The sequence below is a fragment of the Pontibacter fetidus genome (assembly GCF_010119545.1).
Classification (GTDB): Bacteria; Bacteroidota; Bacteroidia; order Cytophagales; family Hymenobacteraceae; genus Pontibacter; species Pontibacter fetidus.
Map to the genome: position 1 here is coordinate 48,477 of NZ_JAAEAA010000008.1, position 23,572 is coordinate 72,048.

Below are 23,572 nucleotides of genomic sequence, written 5' to 3' on the forward strand. Positions count from 1 at the left end.
TGATCAGAACTCGTGATCAGAACTATAGTATAACAAGTTTTACAGTGGCTTTATGTTTTTCTGATTGTGCCCTGATAAGGTAAACACCACTGTTAAGTTGCCTTTCTGGTTTAAGGTCTGTGTTTGCGTTTCCATGCAGGTCGGTAGTAAGTGTTTCGGTATAAAGCTCCCGGCCGTTCATATCGTATAGTTTCAGCATAACTGCTTCGCCTGCTTCAAAGCCTTCCACATCAACTTTAACCATGTCTCCCTTTCCAGGATTGGGATAAACCTGCAGACCTGAGACTGTAGATGCCTTAGATAAAGTAGCTATAGTAGTCGCGCTTGAAACTGAACTTGTGCCCAGCACTTCGATAGCTGAAACTTTTGGCCGGTTCTTGCCTCCTTCCGCTATGGCTGCACTAAAGAAAAGGTCGAGTTTTCCGTCCGCTACATTTACGGTTATCGTTTCTAACACGGCTTTTTCCGAGTCCCCTGCTTTCTGCACAATATCATAGTTATCGAGCACCTTCACGCCTTCTGCACTCACATCGAACACGCGCTGACCTTGATCCCACCAGAACAGTTCCGCGAAATGCAGCTTTACCGTGTACTGGCCATTTTCCACCGGGATACTATAGCTGAAAGAACCGTTGTCTGATGCTGAAATGCGCTCGGTCTGGTACATGGCATCGTCGGTAGTGCCGGCAATAGGTGCGTCGCTGGAGTATGTGAAACCAGGCGCCGGCGAGAAATAATTGTCTGCTGCGAAAGTGCCGATTGAATTGCTGACCTGGCTGCCGCCTGCGTTGATACGAACTATAGCTGTTGGTTTTGTTGGTGCAGGATTCACGGTAACTATAACCTGGTCGGCTGCGCTGGCTAAACCTTTATCATCCGTAACTGCCAGGCTGAAACTATAGCTGCCCTGCACCAGGTTACTTATAGTTGGCTGGGCTATAGTTTTGCTGCTGAAAGTGGCGGTGTTCGGGCCGCTTACCTGCGACCAGCTATAGGCTGCAATACTGCCATCGGCATCGGTGCCGGAACCGGTAAGCTGCACACTGTTAGTTGGTAAGGTTATGGTTTTATCGGGACCTGCATTGGCTATAGGTGGTTGGTTTGCAGTGGCAGCATTTATAGTTACAACCACATCATCTGAAGCTGTGACACCCTTATCGTCGGTAACTGTAAGCGTGAAGGTATGCGTGCCCGTTGCCAGACTGATATTAAAGGAAACATTAGTTGAAAGCTGTGTGCTTCCCTTGGTCCATTTATAGGCTATTATCGTACCGTCAGGATCATAAGAAGCACTGCCGTTTAGCTGTACGCTTGCAAAACCATCCGAAGCAGCCGTTACGGTCTGGTCTGGCCCGGCGTTGGCTATTGGTAGCTGGTTCGGAGCCGGACCTGAACTTAGCACTTCTATCGCCGAGACCTTCGGCCTGTTTATGCCTCCTTCTGTAGTTGCCGCAGTAAAGAAGAGGTCAAGCTTCCCATCTGTAACATTTACGGTTATGGTCTCCACTACGGCTTTTTCCGAAGTGCCTGCTTTCTGTACAATATCATAGTTATCGAGCACCTTCACACCTTCTGCGCTCACATCGAACACGCGCTGGCCTTGATCCCACCAGAACAGTTCTGCAAAATGTAGCTTAACTGTGTACTGACCGTTGCTTAACGGAATACTATAGCTGAAGGAACCATTGTCTGTTGTAGTACTGCGCTCGGTCTGGTATATGGCATCGTCTAAAGTTCCGGCAATGGCCACAGCATTGGTGTATGTAAAACCAGGGCTCGGCGAGAAATAATTGTCTGCTGCGAAAGTGCCAATGGAGTTCGTAAGCTGCCCGCCACCGGAGTTAATCCGGACTATAGCTGTTTGTTGTGTTGATGCAGGATTCACGGTAACTATAACCTGGTCGGCTTCGCTGACTAACCCCTTATCATCCGTAACTAGCAGGCTGAAACTATAGCTGCCCTGCACCAGGTTACTTATAGTTGGCTGGGCTATAGTTTTGCTGCTGAACGTAGCCGTATTTGGCCCGCTAACCTGCGACCAGCTATAGGCTGCAATACTACCATCGGCATCGGTGCCGGAACCGGTAAGCTGCACACTGTTAGTGGGTAGGGTTATGGTTTTATCGGGACCGGCATTGGCTACAGGTGGCTGGTTTGGCGCAGGACCTGTGCCCAGCACTTCGATAGCTGAAACTTTTGGCCGGTTCTTGCCTCCTTCCGCAATGGCTGCAGTAAAGAAAAGGTCGAGTTTTCCGTCCGCTACATTTACGGTTAGCGTTTCCACCACGGCTTTTTCCGAAGCGCCTGCTTTCTGCACGATATCATAGTTATCGAGCACCTTCACACCTTCTGCGCTCACATCGAACACGCGCTGGCCTTGATCCCACCAGAACAGTTCCGCGAAATGTAGCTTTACCGTGTACTGGCCATTTTCCACCGGGATACTATAGCTGAAGGAACCATTGTCTGCTACTGAACTGCGCTCGGTCTGGTACATGGCATCGTCTAAAGTTCCGGCAATGGCTACTGCGTTAGTGTATGTAAAGCCAGGTACTGGCACGAAGTAGTTATCCGCTGAGAAGGTGCCGATGGAGTTGGTTAGTTGGCTGCCACCTGCGTTTATGCGAAGCACTGTGGAAGGCTGTGTAGGTGCAGTTTCACCGCCCGAAAGTGCTACTGTTACACTACCGCCTGACCCGGAATGTTGCAGGGTTAAAGTAGCAAACTGTTCGCCTGTAGTTTGTGGAGTAAAGTTAACTTCAATATTTCTACTGGCTCCCGGTGCAACTATAAATGGGAATGCTACTGCCTCTTTCAGTCTAAAATCAGAAGAGCCGCTTATAGTTAAACCGGTTACTACAACTGCCTGGTTTGTGCCATTATTTGCAATTGCAATTATTTTTGTACCTGCTGATGCCCCAAAATTTAATGCTGAAGGTGCTACCAGCGATCCGGCTGAAAGCGCAGTGCCGGTAGGCTGGGATGGCGCAAACATATAAAAGCCTTCCTGGGTATTAAGCTCCGGTTCGCCTCCCTGCTGCCCCGATCCTGCTGCCACATAAATTCCGTTGTTGTTTACGATAGCCTGCATGCCATGCCGCCCCTGCTGCAGGTTGGCAAGCCGTCGCCAGGTATGGTTGTTTATGTTAAGCGCTTCAACTTCTTGGTGGGCCTGGGTCTGGGCTACGCTTTCCCCGCCTATCACTATAACTTCTTCACCGAGCACAGCAGTAGTGGTGCCGGCACGCGGTGTAGGTATGTTGCTTGCGGCAGGTAAGGTTTGCCACGTTCCGGTTGCAAAATCAAAAACATCAACTTCGGGCACTGTCAGGCTGAAGGTTTCGCCGGTGCCGTAAGACGAGCGCCTGCCCCCTGCCAAGTATAGTTTGTTATGAACTATAGCCGCATGAAAATGGTCGCGTGCTCTGGGTGCATCAGGCATTGTTTTCCAGGTATTTGTTGCAGGGTCGTATTCGTCAAACCAGGTTACATGACCGGAATTATGCCCGTCGGTAAGGCCCCCTACCAGGTAAAGCTTTTTGTTATATACTACAGCACCCGCCGAGCCGCGTAATCGGTTTTCTGGTATGGCCGGACCCTGTATCCAGGTATTTTTTACCGGATCGTAGATATAAAGATGTGGTACTGGCGTTTCGTAAGGATAGCCGCCTGTAAAAGCGCCTGCCACATAGATAAGCCCATCTAATGTAACAGCTTGGAAGTGATGCAGTTCTATTGGTGTCTGCGCATGATCTGTCCAGGTTTTGGAAGAAGGAATATACGCTTGCACCGGTTTGATGCCACGCCCGCCCATCAGGTAGAATTTATCACCAGCCTGCACAAAAGAACTCTCGTGGCGCGCAACAGGCGTACCAGATGCAGCTGTAATTTCGTTCCAAGAGCCTGAAACCTGTACTGGGTCGGTGGTGATATACAGGTAATCCCAGGTGGCAGTAAATGCTGAAGCGCCGCCTGTAGTTGAAACAATACCAACGGCCAATGCATCGGTACCCTGAAGAGTTTGCAACAGGTCTCCTTTTAGCTGAATAGGTTCGCCTAACGCAATCTCCGGACCTCCGTCGGCGCTGTATTTTGGCTGTACAAAACCGGCTACAGGGTCAACGGACAGATAAAGATCTATTGTTGAAGTTGGGATACCTGCTGCAAGTAGATACTGGTAACTTACAGGCTCTCCCCCATTTTCGTGTATCACTTTTATTCCTCCGACGCCTCCGTTTGCATTCAGGCTGATACTAAAATAATTATCCTGGTCGCCGGTGCCAATAAATAACCCCTGCGACTGCCCGTTTACAGGGGCGCGGTTATTAAAGAAAGAGCCCAGCATGCGTGACCGAACAGTAAAAGGACCTGTAGATGCGCTTACATTTACCCCAAACTGAAAAGCATTTTCCTGGTTGTTCTGTGTTCCGAGGGCGTCGCCGCTACTCACATTAACTACCGTAAAAGCGCCCACTGCTCCGCCGGCAATCAGGTTACCGTTATCGTATAGTTTGCTATAGTTGTTGTCCGGTTTCTGGTTGGTCATCAGGCCGGTAAAACCTACCCCGAAAAGTCCCGTGCCGGGGTTATTATTGAACAAATCATACTTTACAGGCAGATTTGTGGCTTTCCCGTTCTGTGCATCTATGGCAAAATAATCCAGGTTGTCTCCAATGTCATCGTTGTCATCATCCGGGTCGTTCAGGTCAGAGATCAAATCGCCGTCTAAATCGCGGGGCTTGCTTGCCCCGGAGCAAGGATTGGTATTGTTATCTATCTCATCGGCATTTGTATACCCGTCCTTGTCCTCATCTATAGTTGTGTAAGCACCGCTGCATTCAAAAAAATCCTGGGGTTCAAAAATGGTAATGGCATGATCGCCATAGGTTGCAGCCCACACTGTACCCGGAAATATCTCATCATCAGCCTGTGCGATCACATCCAGCGGGATAGCTCCAAAACCTGTTGCAAAAGGAGTTGCTTCGTTCAGCTTGTTATCTGCAGCGCGATGGTTAGTTACATCGGTACCATCTGCTGTAAGGTTTATAAGGTAAATAGCGCCGTCAAAACTTGCAGTCAGCAGGCTCCCTTTCAGGGCGCCGTTAAAGTTTGTAGCCCGGTATTCGGCAATGCCATTTGTAGAGTTTACAAAAGTCAGCAGGGCACTATTAGTTTCACCGGGGGCCTGGTAATCTCCCTCTATCGGGTTGGCCATATCCAGAGGGAGTGGCGGCCAGTCGGCAGGCAGTGGGTTTAGGCCAGTTTTGCTGGTGCGCCAAACGCCTTTGTTATTGCTATAAGTATACCAGCCTGCGCCAGCCGGGTTTGCCCTGATTGGTGTTGGATGCCCGCCATAATATGAGTTGGGAACATAACTGTCGAGGTGGCCGATGTAATGAAAATTATCCAGGTTATTCACCTGCGGATCGTTAACGCCGGGGCCGGTAGAGCCTGGTTCGCCTTCTACATAGTTATTGGTTACAGTTCCGTCAGCTCCTTCCTTATCGGGGTAGCCACCCCAGCCCTGGTTTGCTCCGTTATCTACGGTATACATGCGGCGCGATTCTGTAATCACCAGGTCATAGGCATTCCGGAAACCGGGCGCGTAGATCTGCACCGGTCCTCCCGGAACAATTTTAGCCTGGTTAAGGCCGTCATTTCCCCCAAAAGGATCGTTCGGGTCTGTCCCGTCGGGGTTGTTCGGACGGCTCGGGTCATCCAGGGTTGGCAGGTCGTAAACATATGCAGTATCCCCGCTACCTTTTACAGGCATGGCGTCTATGGTATTCAGGTCTACTGAAACTATAGCCGCAGCCAAAGCAAACTCGCTGCAGTAAGCAAAATTTACCGATGGCGAACCTGCATTAGTTGCCCCACCTATTGCTACATACAAGGTATTGGTCTGTTTATCAAGCTGCATGCCGTTGTTGGAATGGTTCTCTTCGGAGCGGGGCAGGCCGCGCACCAGGTCTACCTTAACCCACGAACTGCCCGACCATGTCAGCCGCGAAATAATACCGGAGTTAGTATCGAGGTTGGTATCGCCCTCCGGCCCGCCAATGCGGCTGTCGCTTGATGAAACATACAGCACAGGGTTCTCCCGGGTGCCGGTAAGCAAAATGCCGGTAACCTGTCGGGTTGTTATATCCGGGGCCAGGGAACCATCGTCGTTGTGGTTAGGTATGCGGTTTATAAGGTCTATCGTTTCGGTAGCGCTAACGCTATAGTTGTTTGATGCCTGGCGGTTAATGGTAAATGCTTTTATGATGCCGTCCTGTTGCGAAACATAAAGCCTTTCGTCGGGCCCAAACTGCAGCGACGTTGGATTTACAATTTCTGCCCCGATCAGATTACTGGTTGCAAAATTAAATTGCTGGTTATCGGCAGCTGCTACGCGTGTATTTTCTGGTTTGGTATATGTATTGAAAGCATTTTGAATAGCCCTGGCAGATAAGCCGCTGCAAAGTATAATGAGTAAACTATAAACAAAAGATGATCCTTTAAAAGCAATAGTAAAGTTATATTTCATATTGTTAGAGGGTAAGGTGGGTTGGAGGTTTTTTTGTAAAACCGGCTATGCAGTGCCGTAGCTGTTATAGTTGCCGGAATAATTTATAGTGCACGCTATGGTCTGGACAATTTTTCCGGGAGATGCAGGAATTGAGGCCAGCAAAAGAAATATGAAAAGAGCACAGATGTTTTCCATAACATGCAATTTGTGTGAAAGCCCGAAGCATGTATTCCCTGCTTTACTACAGCCTGGCTATAGTTTGCACAGATGCCACCTCCCTGCTCATTAGTGTTACAAGTGTAAAATGAGAAGCATTGGAAGAATTGTACGATTAAAACAAGCAACAATCGGCAGCTTCAAAATGACACAAATTAAAAACTTGATAAACTTATAAAAAAACAAAGGTTAGTTGTAAAAAGTACGCTAATCAGTCTGTTTAAGTTTTAATATTACTATAAATCAGTGCAACTATATGTTGTTAAACAAATTGAACTATTCTGTTTATCACAGCTTCCGTATATATAATATAAGTCGCGGCAGATAAGTATGTACAAAAAAATAACCGGAGCTACTTTTAGTAAACCCCGGTTTTAAATATTTAGATTATAATATGCCTGCTGTTAGTCTACATTAATGCGTTTTTTGCGCTGTACGTTCTGCTCTGCTTTAGGTACTTTTATGTGTAGCACCCCGTTATCGTACTGAGCTTTAATACTGTCGGCTTTTACGGCTTCCGGCAACCGGAACGAACGACTAAACGAGCTATAGTTGTACTCGCGGCGCTGGTAGTTTTCTTTATCCTCGTTTATGTTCTCTTCTTTTTCGCTGCTGATCGAGATCATATTTTCGTCTACTTCTATTGTAAAGTCATCGCGTTTCATGCCAGGCACGGCGAGCTCAATGTTATAGTCCTTATCTGTTTCGCGGATGTTGGCGGCAGGTAAGTTACTGTTGCCAAAACGGCTCAGGTGCATGGGCATCAAAAACATATCATCGTCGAACATACGATCTATGTCGCTGAAAAAGTTAGAGAACATGTTGCGCTGGGCCGGTTTCTGTTCTTCTCTTCTTGATAACGATTTCATTTTACCTCCTGTTTAAGATTATATAATTTGAAGCTATAGTTATACTTCACCTATCTTGCTATACGAGTTAAAAAATCCGGAGGTTGATATTTTTAAGCCAATACACCTTGTTTTACAGCGTGTTAACAAGGCAACACATCACACCTATTTAAGGTTGGTAACTATAGTTCGTAAGTAAAAATCGGTGCAAGTACACATCCACTAAATTTAAGTAGCAATTAGCAGTATGAAACGCCACAGCAAACGTATAGACAGTATGCCTTTACCCTACGTTATTTGGCAAGGCACTATACCCCCCGGCAAATTCCCTCTGCTTATACTATAGCTTAACGGTTTAGCACAATGGCTGCTGCACATACACTTTTACCACTTATAATTTTATGGAACAGGCAACTCTCCTGAAAATGCTTCTGAAAAGCCCGTCGTTTGAGGCCGGCGACACTATACCTACTCGCTATACCTGCGATGGTGAAAACGTTAATCCTGCCCTGGAACTGAATGATATACCACCGGACACCCGCTCGCTGGCTTTGATAATGGATGACCCCGATGCACCGGCCGGCACCTGGACGCATTGGCTTGTATGGGATATTGCCCCAGGTACTAACATTGCAGAGAAAAGTGAGGCAGGAACTATGGGCATAAACGATTTTGGAACGACAAACTACCAGGGTCCCTGCCCTCCTATTGGTATTCACCGCTACTTTTTCAGGGTTTATGCTCTCGATACAACATTGGAGTTACCAACCGGAAGCACCCGCGAGGAATTACTGAAAGCAATGGAGTATCATGTAATAGGATCAGGAGAGTTAATGGGGCTGTATAGCCATGCTTCCTAACCTATAGCCACCAACTATAGCTACACATCCTGGCATACTTAACGTAAACAAATGGGCTTGCTTATGTAGTTATAAGTTAGTTATATTTACTGTTGTATTATTATAAGTATAACTATAACAGCTATATGGCAGGTAGTGCCGTGCAACTATAGTTAATCATTAGTTTTACGTAACATGCCAGCCGGCTTACTACTATGGAGAACCCATTTGATTTTATAGAGTTCAGGTTAGATGCAGACAAAAAACTGCTGTACGGCAAATGGCTGCGCGATGTAAATAATGCCGAATACCAGTCAGGCCTGAAGTATACTTACGAGCTGATAAAAGATAATGCGATAACGCGGTGGCTCCAGAACAGTACCCACCTTTCGCCACGCGCCCTGGAAGACCAGAAATGGGTAGCTGAAGATTTTGGGCTGATGCTTACACAGAGCCCTATAAAATATATTGCAACCGTTGTTCCTGCCAATTCATTGCATTACCCTGTGCTGCTTTCCTTACGCGAAAAGGCGTACCGTATTTTCGGGAAAACAAAGTTTATGGAGATTTTTGAGACAGAAGAAGAAGCGCTGGCCTGGCTGATACCGAACATGCAGTTTTATCGTTTGCCGGCCAAAATACTGGTACCAAACACTAATCACACCTTATAACCAACTCAAATGCTGCACTATACTTTTAAGCTGCTGTTGTATTAGTAGTAAGCCCGTTCTGTAAAAATCATCGAAAGTAAGTATTGCACTTCCGTAAATAAAGTTACAACTTTATAGTAAACCGGCCAGGCTGGTAATTTTATACTTACTGTATAGTTTAAGACGTTAGGTATGGAAAGAAACGTGCAACTATTGAGTCCACGGGAACAGCAGATACTATACCTGCTTGCCGACGGCCACCCGGAAACCGATATCAGCAGGCAGCTTCTGATAACGGAGGAAGCCGTGAAAGCGGATATCCGGAATATGCTTCTGAAACAGGGCTTTGTAAGCACATACCAGCTTATAAACTGGGCCTACCGCGAGGCCATTATCTCGTAAGACTGTTCAACTATTAACATTTAGATTACTATACAAACCATGCGGGGCAACCATACTGCCGCGCATTTTTGTTTACGGTTTCTGAGCTGGGCTAAATCAGATCGAAAGCGCGGGCATACTGGCTGATCTCGAAGGAGGAACTGGTGCCAAGCTTTTTCTTGAGGTTGCGCCGGTGCGTTTCTACGGTTGTCACAGAAATGAACAGCTCCTCTGCACATTCTGCTGCACTTTTGCCCAAAGCAATATATTTTAGAATCTCTTTCTCCCTTGCCGATAGTTTACTGAACCGGCTATAGTTCTTGCGCAGAAATATATTCTCATCCAGCAGCCGCGCTACCTTAGCCGTAACATGGTGCAAAGGGTCTATCGGGAAGGCAAGCGCAATGGTGAGCAGCACTTTTCCCTCGTCATCACGCATCAGTATTTTTATAGTAGTCAGGTGCCAGGCCCAGGGATGATTTTCGGAGGCACGCACCTGCTGGAAAAGCGATGCAATCTCTTCGTCGCTGTTTTTCTGCAGCAGGTCTGTCATTTTTGCTATCTGCTCCGGAATATCCTCCTGGTTAAAGAATTTGGAATGGTATTCCTCGCCCATTTCGCGGATCTGCTCTACTGTAAAGCCAAGTTCCCGGACACCGCGCGGCGAAATGTACTCCACCGACATGCCTTTCTGAAAGTTGTGGATGATAACCACGGCAGGCAGGTCATCGGCAAGTGCTGCAATACTGTCAATTTTAAGCCGGATACGCTCTTCCAGCGAATTTTCGGAATTAGAAGCAGGGTGCGTGTCTGTTTGTTTCATAGGAGATCAGTTATCAATAAATATACTATATTTTATATTTATTTTAAATTATTCCCTGACATTAATTACGCATATTATCTCACTACCTCCTGTAAATACTCAAAAGTGGGTATTCCTAATGCTCCTAAATCTACTGACCTTTGCAGCCTCCCGGGGCAACCCAACTATGAAAATCTAAAAAATAAATCTTGTATATCAGCAGGTTACGGTATTTTGGCATCGTGCACCTTATTTATGCTTGGTATAAATAGTAACAGAATTATATATAACTTTGTATATATAATTTATAACACCACTAGTATAACATAAACTTAACTTATACATCAACTAAAATTAAAATCTGCTTCTGCGTATGAAACACCTGTTTACCACGTTAGCGTGCTGCCTCTCTTTCGGGATCTGCGTAGCACAGACCGATACTACAGCCACCCCTGTCCTGTCAGTAGACTCTACCACCTCCCTGCAAACTACGCTGCCTGCTGCTGCTGCTGTGACTCCTGCTTCGCCAGCTGCCCAGGCCATGGACACAGAAGTTTTCAGGAAGAACGGCGTTAAAATGAACCTGTCGTCGCTGGCATTCAGCAACTATAGTTTCAGTTATGAGCGCGCCATTGCCCGCAAAATTACTTTGGTTGGCGGCTACAGCATCCTTCCAGACTCAAAAGCAGGCGATATTCCCCTGATAAAGAAAGGGATTGAATTGGCTGAGATCGATTCAGAAACTGGTGATAACACGGAAGGCGAAGACATTACGGAAATACTGGACAACGCCAATGTTTCGTCTAATGCCATTACCGGCGAAATACGTTTTTACACTGGAAAAAAACCGGGTGCCCGCGGCTTTTACGCTTCGTTATATGGCCGCTATACAACCATGAACCTGTCGCATACTTATGTATATGAAGCCGATGCTGGCCAGGATATTGATGTGCCTATAGTTGCAAAGCTAAACGGTTTTGGCGGTGGTGTTATGCTGGGTGCGCAATGGCTTATTGCCAAACGCGTAACATTTGACTGGTACATAGTTGGCGGCCATTACGGAAAACTGACCGGCGACCTGACCGGCAAAACAGACCTGAGAGCTTTGTCTCAGGAAGAAAAAGCCGACCTGGAAGCTGAGATTGAAGATATAGCCAGCAACGGCGACAGAAAATATATTGACGCTACCGTAAACGACAACGGTATGTTTGGTAAAGTAAACAGCCCGTTCGGCGGCATCCGCGGACTTGGCTTTAACATTGGTATAGCCTTTTAATATTGTAAGAACCCCAATCTTATAAAACGATAGCTATACTTTCGCGCTGATTTTTTTTCTTTAAACCCTTACCCTATAAGCTAAAGGCCACCCTGTTGGGTGGCCTTTACTTTTTTATAGCCCTCCTATAGTTTCCCATCTCTTACTGCAAATATATCGCTTGTTCGTCCGGAAACCTGTGAGGTTCGCCGGCAAAATCCGGAGGTTTAGCTTAATGTTAGTTTTAAAACGCAACAGTACCTTGCATAACAAAGTACCTTAGTATATATTTGCTCCATCATTTTACAACACACGCAAAATACTACTATGAAAAAAATGTACTACCTCCTGCTGTTTGTACTGCTCTGCAGTTTTTCAGCAAAAACCTATGCCCAACCGGATGGCATGCTAACCGGAACTATAGCCGATGAAAAAAACGCAGGTATTGGCTTTGCAAATGTAGCCGTACTTAATGCGGCCACATCGGCTGTAGTTACCGGCGCCATCGCCGACATGGATGGCAACTTTAAAATTAAGACACCGGCCAAAGGAACGTACCTGCTGAAGGTAAACAGCCTGGGCTACATTACTTACCAGAGTACTCCTTTTGAGGTAAGTGGCCCAACTATAGCAAGAGACTTTGGTAAACTACAGTTAAAAGCGGATGCCAAGGTGCTGAAGGAAGTAACGGTGCAGGCGTTGCGGCCAACTATAGTTAATGAGGCTGATAAAATGGTGGTGAGCGTAGAAGGAACAGCCCTGGCAACCGGCAGCACCGCCTATGAGGTGCTCGAAAAATCGCCGGGGGTTTGGGTAGACCAGGACGGTAACATTACCCTGAACGGCAAAGGCGGGGTACAGATACTGCTGAACGGAAAACCTTCGTACCTAAGCGGAAAGGACCTGCAAAACCTGCTACAGGGCATGTCTGCCGAAAACCTGAAAGACCTGGAGATCATCACCAACCCATCGTCTAAGTATGATGCGGAAGGCACCTCGGGTATCATCAACATCAACCTTAAAAAGAACCAACTGTTTGGCCTGAATGGCGGTGTGTATGCCGGCTACCAGTATAACCAACTGCACGCTTACACTACGGGCGGAAACCTGAACCTGAAAAATGGCAAATGGAACACCTCCGTAAATGCCGATCTGTCGCGACGCCCGCGTTTCAGGGATGTAGAAACGGCCCGCATCGTGAATAGCAAGACCGGCAAAAAGTCGTTGACGCAGGATGGCCGCGAAGAAGGACGCCGCCTGTCGCCTACGCTACGCGTCGCCACCGACTACGATCTGAACGACAAGCACAGCGTGGGTGTGGTAGCCAACCTGCAGTATTCTGATAATACCAATACCTTTTTTACCAGGGGCTTCTTGCGGGATGCCAACCCGGCTAACGACACATTGATCCTGTCCACCACCAATGCCAACGGCACCTACTATAACAGCACGTTTAACCTGCACTATACTGGTAAGCCCGGTACAAAAGGTGCTACCCTTACCGCCGACGCAGATTATGCTACCATTAGTAATACCGATGAGACGGCCATGATACACAGCTTTGAGCGCCTGAATGCTGACGACCCGGCTTTTGTAAACCAATTTGCCACCAAAAATCCGACACACTACAATATCTACTCCGCTAAAACCGACTATGCACAGGCCCTTGGCAAAAAAGGTAAAATGGAACTAGGAGCAAAGTTCAGCCATGTGGTATCGGATAACGAGCTTCGCTTTTATGCTGTAAACGATGGTGTACAAACCTTATTAAAAGACCGCAGCAGCCACTTTGTGTTCACAGAAGATATACTGGCCGCGTACGCAAACTATGCCACCAGCTTTGGCGAAACCTGGAAACTACAGGCGGGCCTGCGCGCTGAGCACACACAGGCCGAAGGCGATGCCAAAGGCCTGAATAAACCAAACGACCGCAGTTACCTGGACTTTTTCCCGAGTGTATTTGTGCAGCAGCAGGTTAGCGAAAACTACCAGGTTGGTTACAAGTATAGCCGCCGCATCAGCAGACCATACTATGGCCACCTGAACCCGTTCGTTTTTTACATTGACCCTAACACGCTTGCAACCGGCAACCCTTACCTGAAGTCGCAGTACACGAACTCGTTTGAAGTAACCCAGCTGTTTAAAAAGACCTATAACCTGGTGCTGGGCTATGCTGTAACCAAAGACTTTATAGGCGAGGTACCGGTATATTACAAAGAAAAAAACCAGACCGTGTTTGAGCGCCGCAACATGGATGATTTTACAAGTATAAACGCGACACTGGTTGCGCCTATCCGGGTGGTGCCTGGTAAATGGGAGATCAATAATAACGCAACGCTGGCCTACCAGCACTTTACTGTAAAGATAGACGACTTTAGCCAGACCAACGAGCAACTTAACTTTACCACACAAAGCAGCCACAACATACTGTTACCAAAAGGCGTGCGCCTAGAAGTGAACGGCGCTTACCAGGGCCCTGGCGTGTATGGTTTGTTTGAGTTCGGTGACCAATGGTGGCTGGATGCCGGCCTGAAGAAATCGTTTATGGAAGACAAGCTGACCGTGACCATGAACGTGACCGATATTTTTAAAAGTCGCCAGTTAAAGATAGATACCATGGTAGATGGCAACTCGAACAGGATAAACCAATACCACGGCTTACAGAGTGTGCGTTTACACCTGCGCTACAACTTTAACAAAGGCAAAGCTTTCGAAAGCAAGAAGCGTAACGTTAACCTCGATGAGCTGAACAGAACCGGCAACTAACGATACACAGCAAACTATAAACCCGGCGGCCTTACCAATTACTATAGATGAGCCGCCGGGTTTATAGTTTATTTTAAAATAGAAAACTAAGTCAGGCGTTATACTAAAGGCGGCTATTTAAGGCATAAAAGAAACACAATTGCAACAACTTCAGCACCTGTTATTACACCCAAAACTGAAAATGTGCATAAATTAAAATAGCCTGCCGTGCATTTAAAGGCACTTTATCAGCTGAAATTTAAATAATTCAAAAAAAATCTGAACATTTTCAAATTGATTGGTGTAGTAGGTGTATAATTTAACAACAATATGAATAACGGAACAGTAAAATTCTTCAACAACGAAAAAGGTTTTGGTTTCATCAAGGATGAAAATTCAGAAAAAGAGTACTTCGTACACGTTACTGGATTGATTGATGAAGTAAGAGAAAACGACAGAGTAACATTTGAATTGCAGGAAGGTAGAAAAGGACTAAACGCTGTAAACGTAAAGCGTGCTTAGTATAAAAATATAATTGCAAGCATCAACAAAAAGGGCTCACCGCATGGTGAGCCCTTTTTGTATTTCTATAGTTGGCTATAGTTTTTTAACGGCAACTATAGGTATAAACAGTGCGCTCGGTACCGCCACCGGCATAAGTTTTAACTATAGTAGTTGGGTAACCTGCATCGTTATAGGTAATATTGGTGGTGTAGGCTTCAAAGTCAGGGTCGTCGGTTGCCTGAAGGTTGGTAAAACTGGTGATGTTGCCTGGCAATATGCCCATTACCGGCAGGTGTTCGTCGCGGAACATAAAGAGCAGGTGCATGGATAGTGAAGGCAGCGGCTTTTTGCGGTCGTCGGTTGTAAAGGTGGCTTTGTAGTGGCGGCTGTCCTGGGCCGAAAGTTTCTCGATGCCGCTCATTTTGCCGTCGGTGTAACTATAATGGTAAGTATAAAGCAACACATCGCCGTTAGGCTCCTGGGCATAGTATCGCGACTCTGCCAGTTTGCCGGCAAGGTTGTAGTAGTGCTCCAGAAAGTAAATCTCAAACCTGCCCTCCGAAACCTCAAAGCTACGGGTTTGTTTTGCCAGTTGCCCCTGCTCGTTGTAAGTGCTGGTCCAGGTATAGGAGGCAAATTGTTCGGTTATAAGCCTTTGCTGTGCATCGTAGCCAAAGCGGATGTTTACAGCAGATGTATCGGGACTGGAGATGTGGGTAAGCAGGCCTGCGCTGTTAAATGTATAAATCAGGTTATAGCTATAGTTGCTTCCGTAACGGCTAAAACTGGTGTTGCTGCTTATTACCTGGCACTCGGTTTTAGGTGTTGCTTTCTCCGTATCAGAGCCGAGCTCTAGGCAGGCGGTTGTGCCACACAACAAAAGTAAAAGGCAGATAAGTCTTGATTTCATAACGTAGTCTGGGTGCAAACCTGTTAAGCAGGACAGAAACTAAAGGATAGGTTCTGGTATAGTATTATGCCTGTTTCAGCCACTCAAGGGCCGATACTTCATCCGAAAAATTGCGGAAATCGAACTGGATGCCCAGGCGGTTTATGGCTTCTTCGGCGGCAATATCCACTACATTTTCGCGACCGGCGTCAGCGGTCTCTATGCGGGCAAGCTTTTGAAGGCGCGTGGTCATTACAAGTTTTACAAACCTTATCAGCAAGCTAAGGTGCTGCTCCTGCGTAATCTCAGACACTTTGCTGGCGGTGGTATCTATCAGCATGTTTTTGATGTCGTAATGGCGCAGGGTATCTATCAGTTTGGCAAACGAAAACTCGAGCTCGGAGATGGTAATGCCGTTCAGGTCGGGCCAGCGAACCGACAAAACATCCCACTTCACGTCATAGTTCAGCTCAATTAATCCGTCTTTGTGCAGCAGCATGTAGTTAAGTTTGTAATAACAGTTGTAAAGTTACAGAATAGGCGGCACCTTCTCCAAATAATACCCTACATATACCAGGTTAGGTTACATAAGCATAACATTGCCCAAGATCAGGCCATTAAAAAAGGCTGCCTTCACAACCCGTGCGAAAGCAGCCTTTAGCAAAAAGCCCTAAACTATAACTACCTGGATGCGATCTGGCGCAGGGCGTCGCGCATTTCGGTAAGCAGCACTTCTTCTTTGGTCGGTGCTGGCGGCACATCCGGAGCGGCTGCTTTTTTGCGCATCAGGCGGTTCATGCCTTTTATGATCATGAAAATAATGAGTGCCAGGATAAGGAAGTTTAACAGTACGGTAATAAAGTTACCCCAGGCAAATACAGCTCCCAGTTTACGGGCTTCTTCCAGAGCAAGGCCGGAGGGCACTTCAGATGAAAGGGGCACATACAGGTTCGAGAAATCCATGTCGCCGATGAGGCTGCCTACCAGCGGCATAAAAAGGTCGTTAACTACGGAGTTTACCAGCCCGCTGAACGCAGCACCAATGATGATACCAATGGCCAGGTCCATAACGTTGCCACGCAGGGCAAATTCCTTAAATTCCTTAATCATTCCCATAAATCGGATCGTTTAGTTTTATATGTGGTTTAGTAATAACACAGATACAGAAATATTTTCAGCAGCTTAAATGACCTGGTTTAACAAGCAAGGCCGCGCGTGCTCACTAACAATACACTGCTATAGCTATACTTTCTGATGGAAACACGAAGCAAAAGCTGCAACTATAGCTATGATGCAAAACGCTGAAAAGCTTTTCGGTACAGCAATAAGGCAGGCACACTTCTCGCTTCTATATCAACATCACGATACGTAAATATAGCATAAATGTTGTATTCGGCAAGCTTTAGTCTATAGTATTTTAACAAACAGAAAGGCACAGGCTAAAGGCTATAGTAACCGCACAGTCCGGCAATTACAAATCTGAAGATAGTATTAAGGTAGTACCTATAATTCTGACACAAACTGGCTATAGCATAAGCTGTATCAGAATATCTTTTTGCGCCGAAAGAACAAGGAGTAGATAAGTAGCCTATAGTTAGCGATAGGCCATTAAGTGTTTACAGCTTTAGCTATTGAGGGAAGTTACAGCCTGCAACATAGTAAGGTAACCTCGCCACCGACATAACTATAGTTGGAGTCTGGTTTGCAGTTTATAGTTGCACCAGTTTGTCGGTGCTATAGTAATTGCCAGCAGTAAGCAGGATAGAAGTTACAGATAAGGCTTGAAACAGGTTGGAAATTAATGACGCACAGCAGGTAACACTTTTTTTAAAGGCACACCTGGGTAAAGCCAGTTCAGGGCATCTTCGGTATTCAGAAAATGCTCAAGCAGGATCTGGTGACCATAGAGGCTGTAAATCTTTTCGCGCATGTTTTCAGCGGCCATTTCCAGGAACAGGTCTTCGCGGCGCACCATGGCTACACACTTAAGTGGCGTACCGCGCAGCAAAAGGCCCAGGCTCTCAACGGCCCAGCGCTGGTCCTGCAGGGTAAAACTGATGGAAGAGGCATCTAACAGCCAGTATTCGAGCTTATGCTTGTTTATAAGATCTACGATATGCAACATAGCCTCCTTAAACTGACTATGGTCTAAAGGATAATGAAAAGAGGTATAGAAAAGATGGTATTCAGGTACTATTTTTTCTACATAATAATCTTGGAGGTGCAATGATGCTGCCATACTTTCGGAAATGAAGTTGTACTACTTGTTACAGTAAAATTGGACCATAGTTAAATAGAACAGAAAAATGTTAAGTTATAGTTACGGATAAACGGAAAGCCAGGGCTAAAAGTGTTCGCAGGCAAATACAATTTTCTGGTATTGGTTGCCACTTTGCTTCAGCCTGAAAAAAGCCACTCCAGGGCATCGTCTTTTACCACAAAGTCGCGGGAGGTGCAGGGCAAAGTTACTTCAGAAGCCATGTCGTAAATAGACTCGATGGCAATTTGCTGGAAAAGGTCCTGGGCCATGAGGTTGGCGACGCGCCTTAATTTGCTATGTTGCAGCAACTCAGCCGAATGATTAGCTACCCACACCTGGTCTTCCACGGTAGGTGCTGCCATCAGGGTATAGTCAGCCAGAATCAGCTCGATATCGTTTTTTATGATGAACTGGCAGGAAAAAATGATGGCGTCTCGTAGTTTATCACTTGGTATCATTCCGCGCCATTCGTTCCAGATCAGTTTCTCTTCGGGGCAATGCCGGATGGTAACATGGTCGCGCCGGAGAACAGTGCGAAAATTCAGTTTTTTATGCAACAATGCTCTTGGAGCCATATATGATATTTTTTTAACATTTTATTGTACGATTATCATATATTTAAGTTAATAGCTCCGACTTACTGTTTCGGGTTGCTCACTATAAATTAGCTATACTTGCTAAAACAGTACAATATTTAAAATACTCAATTCTGTAAAATGCATGTGCACTGTTTACTCTGCAACTGCTGCCAGACCTTACCAAACTATAGTATACAAAAACGCCCCGGCTGCAGAAGGCAAACGGGGCGTTTCAGGTTACACTAGCTGTGGCTTAGTACAGGTAGTTAAGGGCAGTTCTGTCGTTAGCGTTAAAGTAACGGTTAACACCAGAGCCGATACAAGCCAGCATCCAGGAATTAGGATCCTGTGTTGTTGGCGTGCCCGGGATGTGGATAGCACCTACTGTAGAAGCACCTTCGTTGGTATAAGCACCACCGCAAGAGTAAGAACGGTCCATATAGTCAGTGTGACGGAAACCGATGCAGTGACCAAGTTCGTGCGCCAGGATAGTAGCCAGGTAGTTAGTACCAGGGTTTGAGCCTAAGTAAGCTGAGTTAACTTTTACGCTGTTGTAAGGGTTACCACCTGATGGGAAACCAGCTGAAGCCAGGTAAGAAGAACCAGCCGGAGCAGCTGTGAACAATACGTTATAACCCGACGAAACACGCTGGAATCTTAAACGCAGGTTTTCAGCATTGTAACGACGTACAGCCTCGTCTACAGCAGCTACATAAGTAGATGGAAGGCTTGTAGATACCGCTACGTAGATAGTACGTGTCGAACCAGGAACTGATACCAGGTTAGAAGTGCGGTACTGCTCAGACTCGCCAACGCGCAGGGCCTGTACCATGGTGTTCTGGGTCAGGTCGCTTTCAGTCAGCATAATGTCGCCTTCTACAATGTAACCGCCCTCTACTTTCTGCACGTTATTTTTGCTGAAACCAAGATGCGCGATCTGCGAAAGCGTCATTTCTGAAACTTCGTTCTTCGCTACAGCTGTTTCTTCTTTCTGCTCGCAAGACGAGAAGAACAGGGCAACTGCCAGTGCAGGCAGCAGGAGTAAATTTTTAATTTTCATGTGTTAAGGTGTTAAAGTGAAACATATAATTAAAAAGTAAAACGAATGCAGAAGTACAGGTTTAGAAAAGACTATAGAACCGCTAAAACCGGCAGCAATACATTTTCTATTTTGCAAACTTATAAGGTGAAATATACTTTTAACAGGAAGCTTTTAAGGAGAAAGTAACATCGGTAAAGCTGGTTGCCAACACCTTACATTATATGTTAAGGCAAGCTATAGCAGCCATTCATACACCGAACTGCTAACTATAGTGAACCGAACATAGCTATCATAACAGCGCTGCTTTAAAAAGAAAACCAAAAAGCCACTGACCATGCCTAAACAATGTTATACCACTGGTTGCCAGGCATTAAACTTAGCCTCAACGTTAAAAAAGGGAAGAAATACCCCTGAAAGTAACATCAGCAAATAGCACTGTGTTAAAATATTTTTTTAGCTGATTAGCGCTATAGCTTACAGGCTGTAAACCACCTCATATTATTTTAACAGAATACTGCTTTGGAATTTCAGATATGCGCGGATTTGCGTAATATTAGGTAGCTTTTATACTTACGTTTATGCTTACCTATTTTCGCCGGCCTGTTGTGCTGTTTGCCCTTGTGTTAGTTGCTGCCGTTACTTCTTTTTTGCTGCTTAAACCAGACGCTGCCACTATAGCCGCACCGCCCAAGCCCGTAACAGTTAACACTCATCAGGGCACTTTACCAAAAACTCGTGCGGTTGCTCCTGCACCAGATACTGCTGCCTTGCCGCCTGCCACCCCTAAAACTATACTTGCCCGCCAGCAGGTGCCCATCCTTTGCTATCACCAACTCCGCAACTGGCGCCCCCGCGACTCTAAAATGGCAAAGACCTACATTGTAGAGGAAGAGAATTTCAGGAACCAGATAAAAATGCTGGCTGATAGCGGTTACCACACCATTTCCCCGGACCAGCTGTATGATTACCTGCTGCACAACAAGCCGCTACCCGAAAAACCCATTATGCTTACCTTCGACGATACCAACCTGGACCATTACACCGTTGCCGCCCCGGTGCTGGAGCAATATGGTTTCAGGGGTGTATTTTTTGTGATGACCGTATCGCTGGGGCGGCCAAACTATATGAGCAAAGCGCAGGTAAAAGCATTATCTGATGCCGGCCATACCATAGGCTCTCATACCTGGGATCATCACAATGTTAAAAAGTATAACCCCGAAGACTGGGTAACCCAAATAGAAAAGCCATCAAAACAACTGCAGGAGATAACCGGTAAGCCTGTGCTTTACTTTGCCTACCCGTTCGGCCTCTGGAACCAGCAGGCCATACCGGAGCTCAAGAAACGTAATTTCCGGGCAGCCTTCCAGTTAGCCACCTCCCGCGATTCCCTGGATCCCATGTTTACCATCCGTCGCATTATAGCCAGCGGATACTGGTCTCCGAAGCAATTGCACCGCAGTATGGTGAATAGCTTTTAGGGAGTTTTGGGTTTTAGAATGCTGCTATTGGTTGGATTTAAAATTTTATAGTTGCTGTTCAACATCTCGTTGCCAGGTTTTCACCTCACCCCGGCCCTCTCCTGCCAGGAGAGGGAGTTTTCTAGCTATAGCTATAGTTAAAGCTATAATTCTATAGTTGCTGATTGTCATCCCCCTCCCCCCTTCAAAGGGGCAGGGCCGTTAAGTTCTAGCAAATTCTCCCCTTGAGGGGAGCGCAGAGGGGTGTTTGCATTAGCGGGTGAATTTAAAACTGGCTAACAATAGGCTTTTTGGCCCTGAATAACACCCCTATAATCCCCTCAAGGGGATAGTTCTCGGCAGAACTTAACGGCCCTGCCTTCAAAGTGACTTTCTGTTGTTGCTATAGTTGGGAGCTATAGTTTTATAGTTGCCGTGGTCCAACCATCCCCAGCCCTCAGAGCTGCGCTCGCTACCTTCGAACTCTCGTTCCCAGTAATCTAAGGCGGGGAGTTTTTTCTGCTATTACTAAAGTTGTCATCCTGAAAGGATCTTGTGGAAAGCTAGGATACGCCTTTGTCATAACACACCCCTGCCCCCTCTCAAGAGGGGAATTTTCTGCCTCTGCTATAATTAGACCTCAGCTATATTTAGAATTATTGTTCTATAGTCGCGGCCTATCCACGGACAGGTCGCGACCTGTCCCTACGAAAATACTAACACGATCAACGTCGAAGCTTAGCGGTGCAAACCATAGCTACCGGTTAATTGCAGAAAGATCACAGTCTTTGGGTTGAGCGCCTCGAGAGGTTCCGGTGCCGTCAGGCATTGCGACGAAGGAGCAAAGGAAGCGAAAGCAGCGCGATGCCCAAAGACGGGGCCTCCCGGCCGTGAGGGCACCAAAGCTTAATTGAAACGATAGGTAAGTAGAGCTCCCAGGATAAGATGTAGTTATAAAACAACATCTTGTTTCCAGCTGCAATAGACATTAACGATAGCCCAGACGCTAGCAGGAACTGCGTACGCTGCTAGGTTTTCACCAACTTTAGTAAACTATAGCACTTCGATTTCTCAAGTTATTCGAAATGACAAAGGAACTATAGGCAATCTGATAATTGAATTAGCTATAAACACTGCCACGTCAAACTTACGCCTGCTGAACTTACTTTACAAAATAAGGGATATTGGCGGTGGCGACATTGTTGTCGCCATCATAGATGTATACAAAAAGGCGGTAGGCTCCTTGCTGTTGGGGCGTTAAAGTAATTTTATGGCCTGTTGGCTTCCCTAAAACACCGGCAACTACAGCTGGTTTTTTCTCTTTGGCGGCATTGCCATCTTCTGGTTTGCTTTCGGGTAAAACCTCCCAGTGCAGGCGCAGGGGCTTCCCTTCAGGGTCGAAGGCGTATACGCTGGCTGTAGCGGTTTTTCCAGGCGACAAGTAGACGTTATCTTTTGCGTGCTTGTCGTTCAGGGTGAGGTAAGCAATGTAAGGCGCCTCGTTTTTAAGGGAGTCTTTGCCTTGCCACAGTTCTGCTATTTCGTGTACCTGTTGTGTCTCCTCGCCTTTTTCCGAAAACATACTGAACCAGGTTGGTGTGGTTTCCTGTTTGTTGCCCCACATAAACACGTAACTGCCCAGGCAGCGGGCGGTGTCGGCCAACACAGTACGTTCGTAGCGTTCGCGACTGAAAGTGGCTTTTTCAGAACTGGTTTGCTCTATTGGGGCCAGCCATTCGGTATAAAAGGCCTCCCAGTAGCCGCGCGCACCAAATTCCGAAATAATGTAAGGACCTTTCCAGCTGCTCTGAGCCAGCTCTTCGCGTAAGGTATGCATTGCCCCAAACGAGTTGATGGACAATACATCCAGAGCCGGGCAGCGCTTGCTTATCAGGTTGATGTCTTTTAATGGTACATTCATGACCGTGGTGGTGGTTGGGTGATTGGGATCTAGCTGGTGTATCATTTCCGCGATCTCATTCACGGCATCCCATACCTTTACGTTGGCGCTTTCGGCGTATAGTTCGTTGCCAATTCCCCACATCAGCAGGGCCGGGTGGTCTTTGTATTGCAGTACCAGCTTACGTATTTCTGCTTTCTGCTGCGCCACCGATTCCCGGTCATAATAGTTGAATCCTTCGCGCTCGCGGCCCAGCCATAAACCTAGTGTTACCGTCAGTCCGTTTTTATGGGCTTCGTCCAGCACACGTCCGGCATCTTCGGTGTGCCACACTCTTATAGAGTTACCCCCATAGGCTTTTACCTTGTCGAAGTGATCATAGCCGGCTGCGCCTTTTATAAAGTAAGGTTTGCCATGCCTGTAAAGTGTATAGTTGCCGTTGCTGCCCACCAACTCTACGGTTCGGCCTTTGGCGGCATAGGTACGGTCGGTAGCATTGCCAGACCCGCAACTTTGCAGACATAGCAATGCAATAAATAGGGTAAGTAGCTGTAAAGTGCGGTAAGGGTGCATCAGGGTTTTGTTAAGCGACAGGCTCATGAAAAAACCTGTTATAGTTTAGAACATCTGCCACAGATTACGAGTATAGAAGGCTTAGGTTTATTACAATACCTATATGTTCTGCTACTCATACC

The 23,572-nt window shown here is 46.5% G+C and carries 17 protein-coding genes; 7 read left to right on the forward strand and 10 right to left on the reverse strand.

What is annotated here, in order from left to right; translation table 11 throughout:
- Positions 1 to 22: 22 nt before the first annotated feature.
- Together GWO68_RS07770 and GWO68_RS07775 are read right to left on the reverse strand one after the other, a co-directional pair.
- Positions 23 to 6,529 (reverse strand): malectin domain-containing carbohydrate-binding protein, encoded by a 6,507-nt coding sequence (locus GWO68_RS07770; RefSeq protein WP_162345868.1) that lies wholly within the window; start codon positions 6,527 to 6,529, stop codon positions 23 to 25.
- 602 nt (positions 6,530 to 7,131) lie between these two features.
- Entirely contained in the window at positions 7,132 to 7,596 is a 465-nt protein-coding gene (locus tag GWO68_RS07775) for an Hsp20/alpha crystallin family protein (protein ID WP_162345869.1), read from the reverse strand.
- A gap of 380 nt (positions 7,597 to 7,976) precedes the next feature.
- Here GWO68_RS07775 and GWO68_RS07780 point away from each other — a divergent pair, with 380 nt between their 5' ends.
- The 3 genes from GWO68_RS07780 to GWO68_RS07790 all read left to right on the forward strand — a co-directional run bounded on the left by GWO68_RS07780 (position 7,977) and on the right by GWO68_RS07790 (position 9,466).
- The gene (locus tag GWO68_RS07780) at positions 7,977 to 8,435 is read left to right on the forward strand and encodes a YbhB/YbcL family Raf kinase inhibitor-like protein (RefSeq protein ID WP_202923701.1); all 459 of its coding nucleotides are present in this window, start codon (positions 7,977 to 7,979) and stop codon (positions 8,433 to 8,435) included.
- A gap of 194 nt (positions 8,436 to 8,629) precedes the next feature.
- Positions 8,630 to 9,085, forward strand: coding sequence for a hypothetical protein (locus GWO68_RS07785; RefSeq protein WP_162345870.1), 456 nt, complete (start codon positions 8,630 to 8,632; stop codon positions 9,083 to 9,085).
- 171 nt (positions 9,086 to 9,256) lie between these two features.
- Complete coding sequence (locus tag GWO68_RS07790) at positions 9,257 to 9,466, forward strand: response regulator transcription factor (RefSeq protein ID WP_162345871.1); 210 nt, start codon at positions 9,257 to 9,259, stop codon at positions 9,464 to 9,466.
- Positions 9,467 to 9,557: 91 nt separating this feature from the next.
- On the opposite strand, the gene GWO68_RS07795 is transcribed toward GWO68_RS07790, so the two are convergent.
- Positions 9,558 to 10,268: a response regulator transcription factor gene (locus GWO68_RS07795; RefSeq protein WP_162345872.1), complete on the reverse strand. Its 711-nt coding sequence runs from the start codon at positions 10,266 to 10,268 to the stop codon at positions 9,558 to 9,560.
- A 352-nt stretch (positions 10,269 to 10,620) separates the two neighbouring features.
- On the opposite strand from GWO68_RS07795, the gene GWO68_RS07800 reads away from it, so the two are divergent.
- The 3 genes from GWO68_RS07800 to GWO68_RS07810 all read left to right on the forward strand — a co-directional run bounded on the left by GWO68_RS07800 (position 10,621) and on the right by GWO68_RS07810 (position 14,769).
- Complete coding sequence (locus GWO68_RS07800; protein WP_235941986.1) at positions 10,621 to 11,523, forward strand: DUF3575 domain-containing protein; 903 nt, start codon at positions 10,621 to 10,623, stop codon at positions 11,521 to 11,523.
- A gap of 306 nt (positions 11,524 to 11,829) precedes the next feature.
- The gene (locus tag GWO68_RS07805; RefSeq protein ID WP_162345873.1) at positions 11,830 to 14,268 is read left to right on the forward strand and encodes an outer membrane beta-barrel family protein; all 2,439 of its coding nucleotides are present in this window, start codon (positions 11,830 to 11,832) and stop codon (positions 14,266 to 14,268) included.
- Positions 14,269 to 14,577: 309 nt separating this feature from the next.
- Positions 14,578 to 14,769 (forward strand): cold-shock protein, encoded by a 192-nt coding sequence (locus tag GWO68_RS07810; RefSeq protein WP_162345874.1) that lies wholly within the window; start codon positions 14,578 to 14,580, stop codon positions 14,767 to 14,769.
- Between the two features lie 85 nt (positions 14,770 to 14,854).
- Here GWO68_RS07810 and GWO68_RS07815 read toward each other — a convergent pair whose 3' ends face one another.
- From GWO68_RS07815 to GWO68_RS07840, 6 genes are all read right to left on the reverse strand, one after another.
- On the reverse strand, positions 14,855 to 15,661 hold the full coding sequence (locus GWO68_RS07815; RefSeq protein ID WP_162345875.1) for a hypothetical protein: 807 nt from the start codon (positions 15,659 to 15,661) through the stop codon (positions 14,855 to 14,857).
- A gap of 64 nt (positions 15,662 to 15,725) precedes the next feature.
- Positions 15,726 to 16,139: a hypothetical protein gene (locus GWO68_RS07820; RefSeq protein ID WP_162345876.1), complete on the reverse strand. Its 414-nt coding sequence runs from the start codon at positions 16,137 to 16,139 to the stop codon at positions 15,726 to 15,728.
- Between the two features lie 182 nt (positions 16,140 to 16,321).
- Complete coding sequence (mscL, locus tag GWO68_RS07825; RefSeq protein ID WP_202923702.1) at positions 16,322 to 16,756, reverse strand: large conductance mechanosensitive channel protein MscL; 435 nt, start codon at positions 16,754 to 16,756, stop codon at positions 16,322 to 16,324.
- 682 nt (positions 16,757 to 17,438) lie between these two features.
- Positions 17,439 to 17,879: a hypothetical protein gene (locus GWO68_RS07830; protein WP_162345877.1), complete on the reverse strand. Its 441-nt coding sequence runs from the start codon at positions 17,877 to 17,879 to the stop codon at positions 17,439 to 17,441.
- 158 nt (positions 17,880 to 18,037) lie between these two features.
- Positions 18,038 to 18,475, reverse strand: a complete 438-nt coding sequence (locus tag GWO68_RS07835; protein WP_162345878.1) for a hypothetical protein — start codon at positions 18,473 to 18,475, stop codon at positions 18,038 to 18,040.
- Between the two features lie 256 nt (positions 18,476 to 18,731).
- Entirely contained in the window at positions 18,732 to 19,538 is an 807-nt protein-coding gene (locus GWO68_RS07840; RefSeq protein ID WP_162345879.1) for a M57 family metalloprotease, read from the reverse strand.
- Between the two features lie 560 nt (positions 19,539 to 20,098).
- Between GWO68_RS07840 and GWO68_RS07845 the strand changes: the two genes are divergently transcribed.
- Positions 20,099 to 20,998 carry a polysaccharide deacetylase family protein gene (locus GWO68_RS07845; RefSeq protein ID WP_162345880.1) on the forward strand — a complete coding sequence of 300 codons (900 nt, stop codon included), beginning with the start codon at positions 20,099 to 20,101 and terminating at the stop codon, positions 20,996 to 20,998.
- Between the two features lie 1,141 nt (positions 20,999 to 22,139).
- Here GWO68_RS07845 and GWO68_RS07850 read toward each other — a convergent pair.
- Positions 22,140 to 23,477 (reverse strand): glycoside hydrolase family 2 TIM barrel-domain containing protein, encoded by a 1,338-nt coding sequence (locus tag GWO68_RS07850; protein ID WP_235941987.1) that lies wholly within the window; start codon positions 23,475 to 23,477, stop codon positions 22,140 to 22,142.
- Positions 23,478 to 23,572 lie beyond the last annotated feature (95 nt).

Bases quoted from the DNA above. Each gene is read 5' to 3' on its own strand.
- GWO68_RS07770 (WP_162345868.1), bottom strand. From the start codon at position 6,529: ATGAAATATAACTTTACTATTGCTTTTAAAGGATCATCTTTTGTTTAT.
- GWO68_RS07775 (WP_162345869.1), bottom strand. From the start codon at position 7,596: ATGAAATCGTTATCAAGAAGAGAAGAACAGAAACCGGCCCAGCGCAAC.
- GWO68_RS07780 (WP_202923701.1), top strand. From the start codon at position 7,977: ATGGAACAGGCAACTCTCCTGAAAATGCTTCTGAAAAGCCCGTCGTTT.
- GWO68_RS07785 (WP_162345870.1), top strand. From the start codon at position 8,630: ATGGAGAACCCATTTGATTTTATAGAGTTCAGGTTAGATGCAGACAAA.
- GWO68_RS07790 (WP_162345871.1), top strand. From the start codon at position 9,257: ATGGAAAGAAACGTGCAACTATTGAGTCCACGGGAACAGCAGATACTA.
- GWO68_RS07795 (WP_162345872.1), bottom strand. From the start codon at position 10,268: ATGAAACAAACAGACACGCACCCTGCTTCTAATTCCGAAAATTCGCTG.
- GWO68_RS07800 (WP_235941986.1), top strand. From the start codon at position 10,621: ATGAAACACCTGTTTACCACGTTAGCGTGCTGCCTCTCTTTCGGGATC.
- GWO68_RS07805 (WP_162345873.1), top strand. From the start codon at position 11,830: ATGAAAAAAATGTACTACCTCCTGCTGTTTGTACTGCTCTGCAGTTTT.
- GWO68_RS07810 (WP_162345874.1), top strand. From the start codon at position 14,578: ATGAATAACGGAACAGTAAAATTCTTCAACAACGAAAAAGGTTTTGGT.
- GWO68_RS07815 (WP_162345875.1), bottom strand. From the start codon at position 15,661: ATGAAATCAAGACTTATCTGCCTTTTACTTTTGTTGTGTGGCACAACC.
- GWO68_RS07820 (WP_162345876.1), bottom strand. From the start codon at position 16,139: ATGCTGCTGCACAAAGACGGATTAATTGAGCTGAACTATGACGTGAAG.
- mscL (WP_202923702.1), bottom strand. From the start codon at position 16,756: ATGGGAATGATTAAGGAATTTAAGGAATTTGCCCTGCGTGGCAACGTT.
- GWO68_RS07830 (WP_162345877.1), bottom strand. From the start codon at position 17,879: ATGGCAGCATCATTGCACCTCCAAGATTATTATGTAGAAAAAATAGTA.
- GWO68_RS07835 (WP_162345878.1), bottom strand. From the start codon at position 18,475: ATGGCTCCAAGAGCATTGTTGCATAAAAAACTGAATTTTCGCACTGTT.
- GWO68_RS07840 (WP_162345879.1), bottom strand. From the start codon at position 19,538: ATGAAAATTAAAAATTTACTCCTGCTGCCTGCACTGGCAGTTGCCCTG.
- GWO68_RS07845 (WP_162345880.1), top strand. From the start codon at position 20,099: ATGCTTACCTATTTTCGCCGGCCTGTTGTGCTGTTTGCCCTTGTGTTA.
- GWO68_RS07850 (WP_235941987.1), bottom strand. From the start codon at position 23,477: ATGAGCCTGTCGCTTAACAAAACCCTGATGCACCCTTACCGCACTTTA.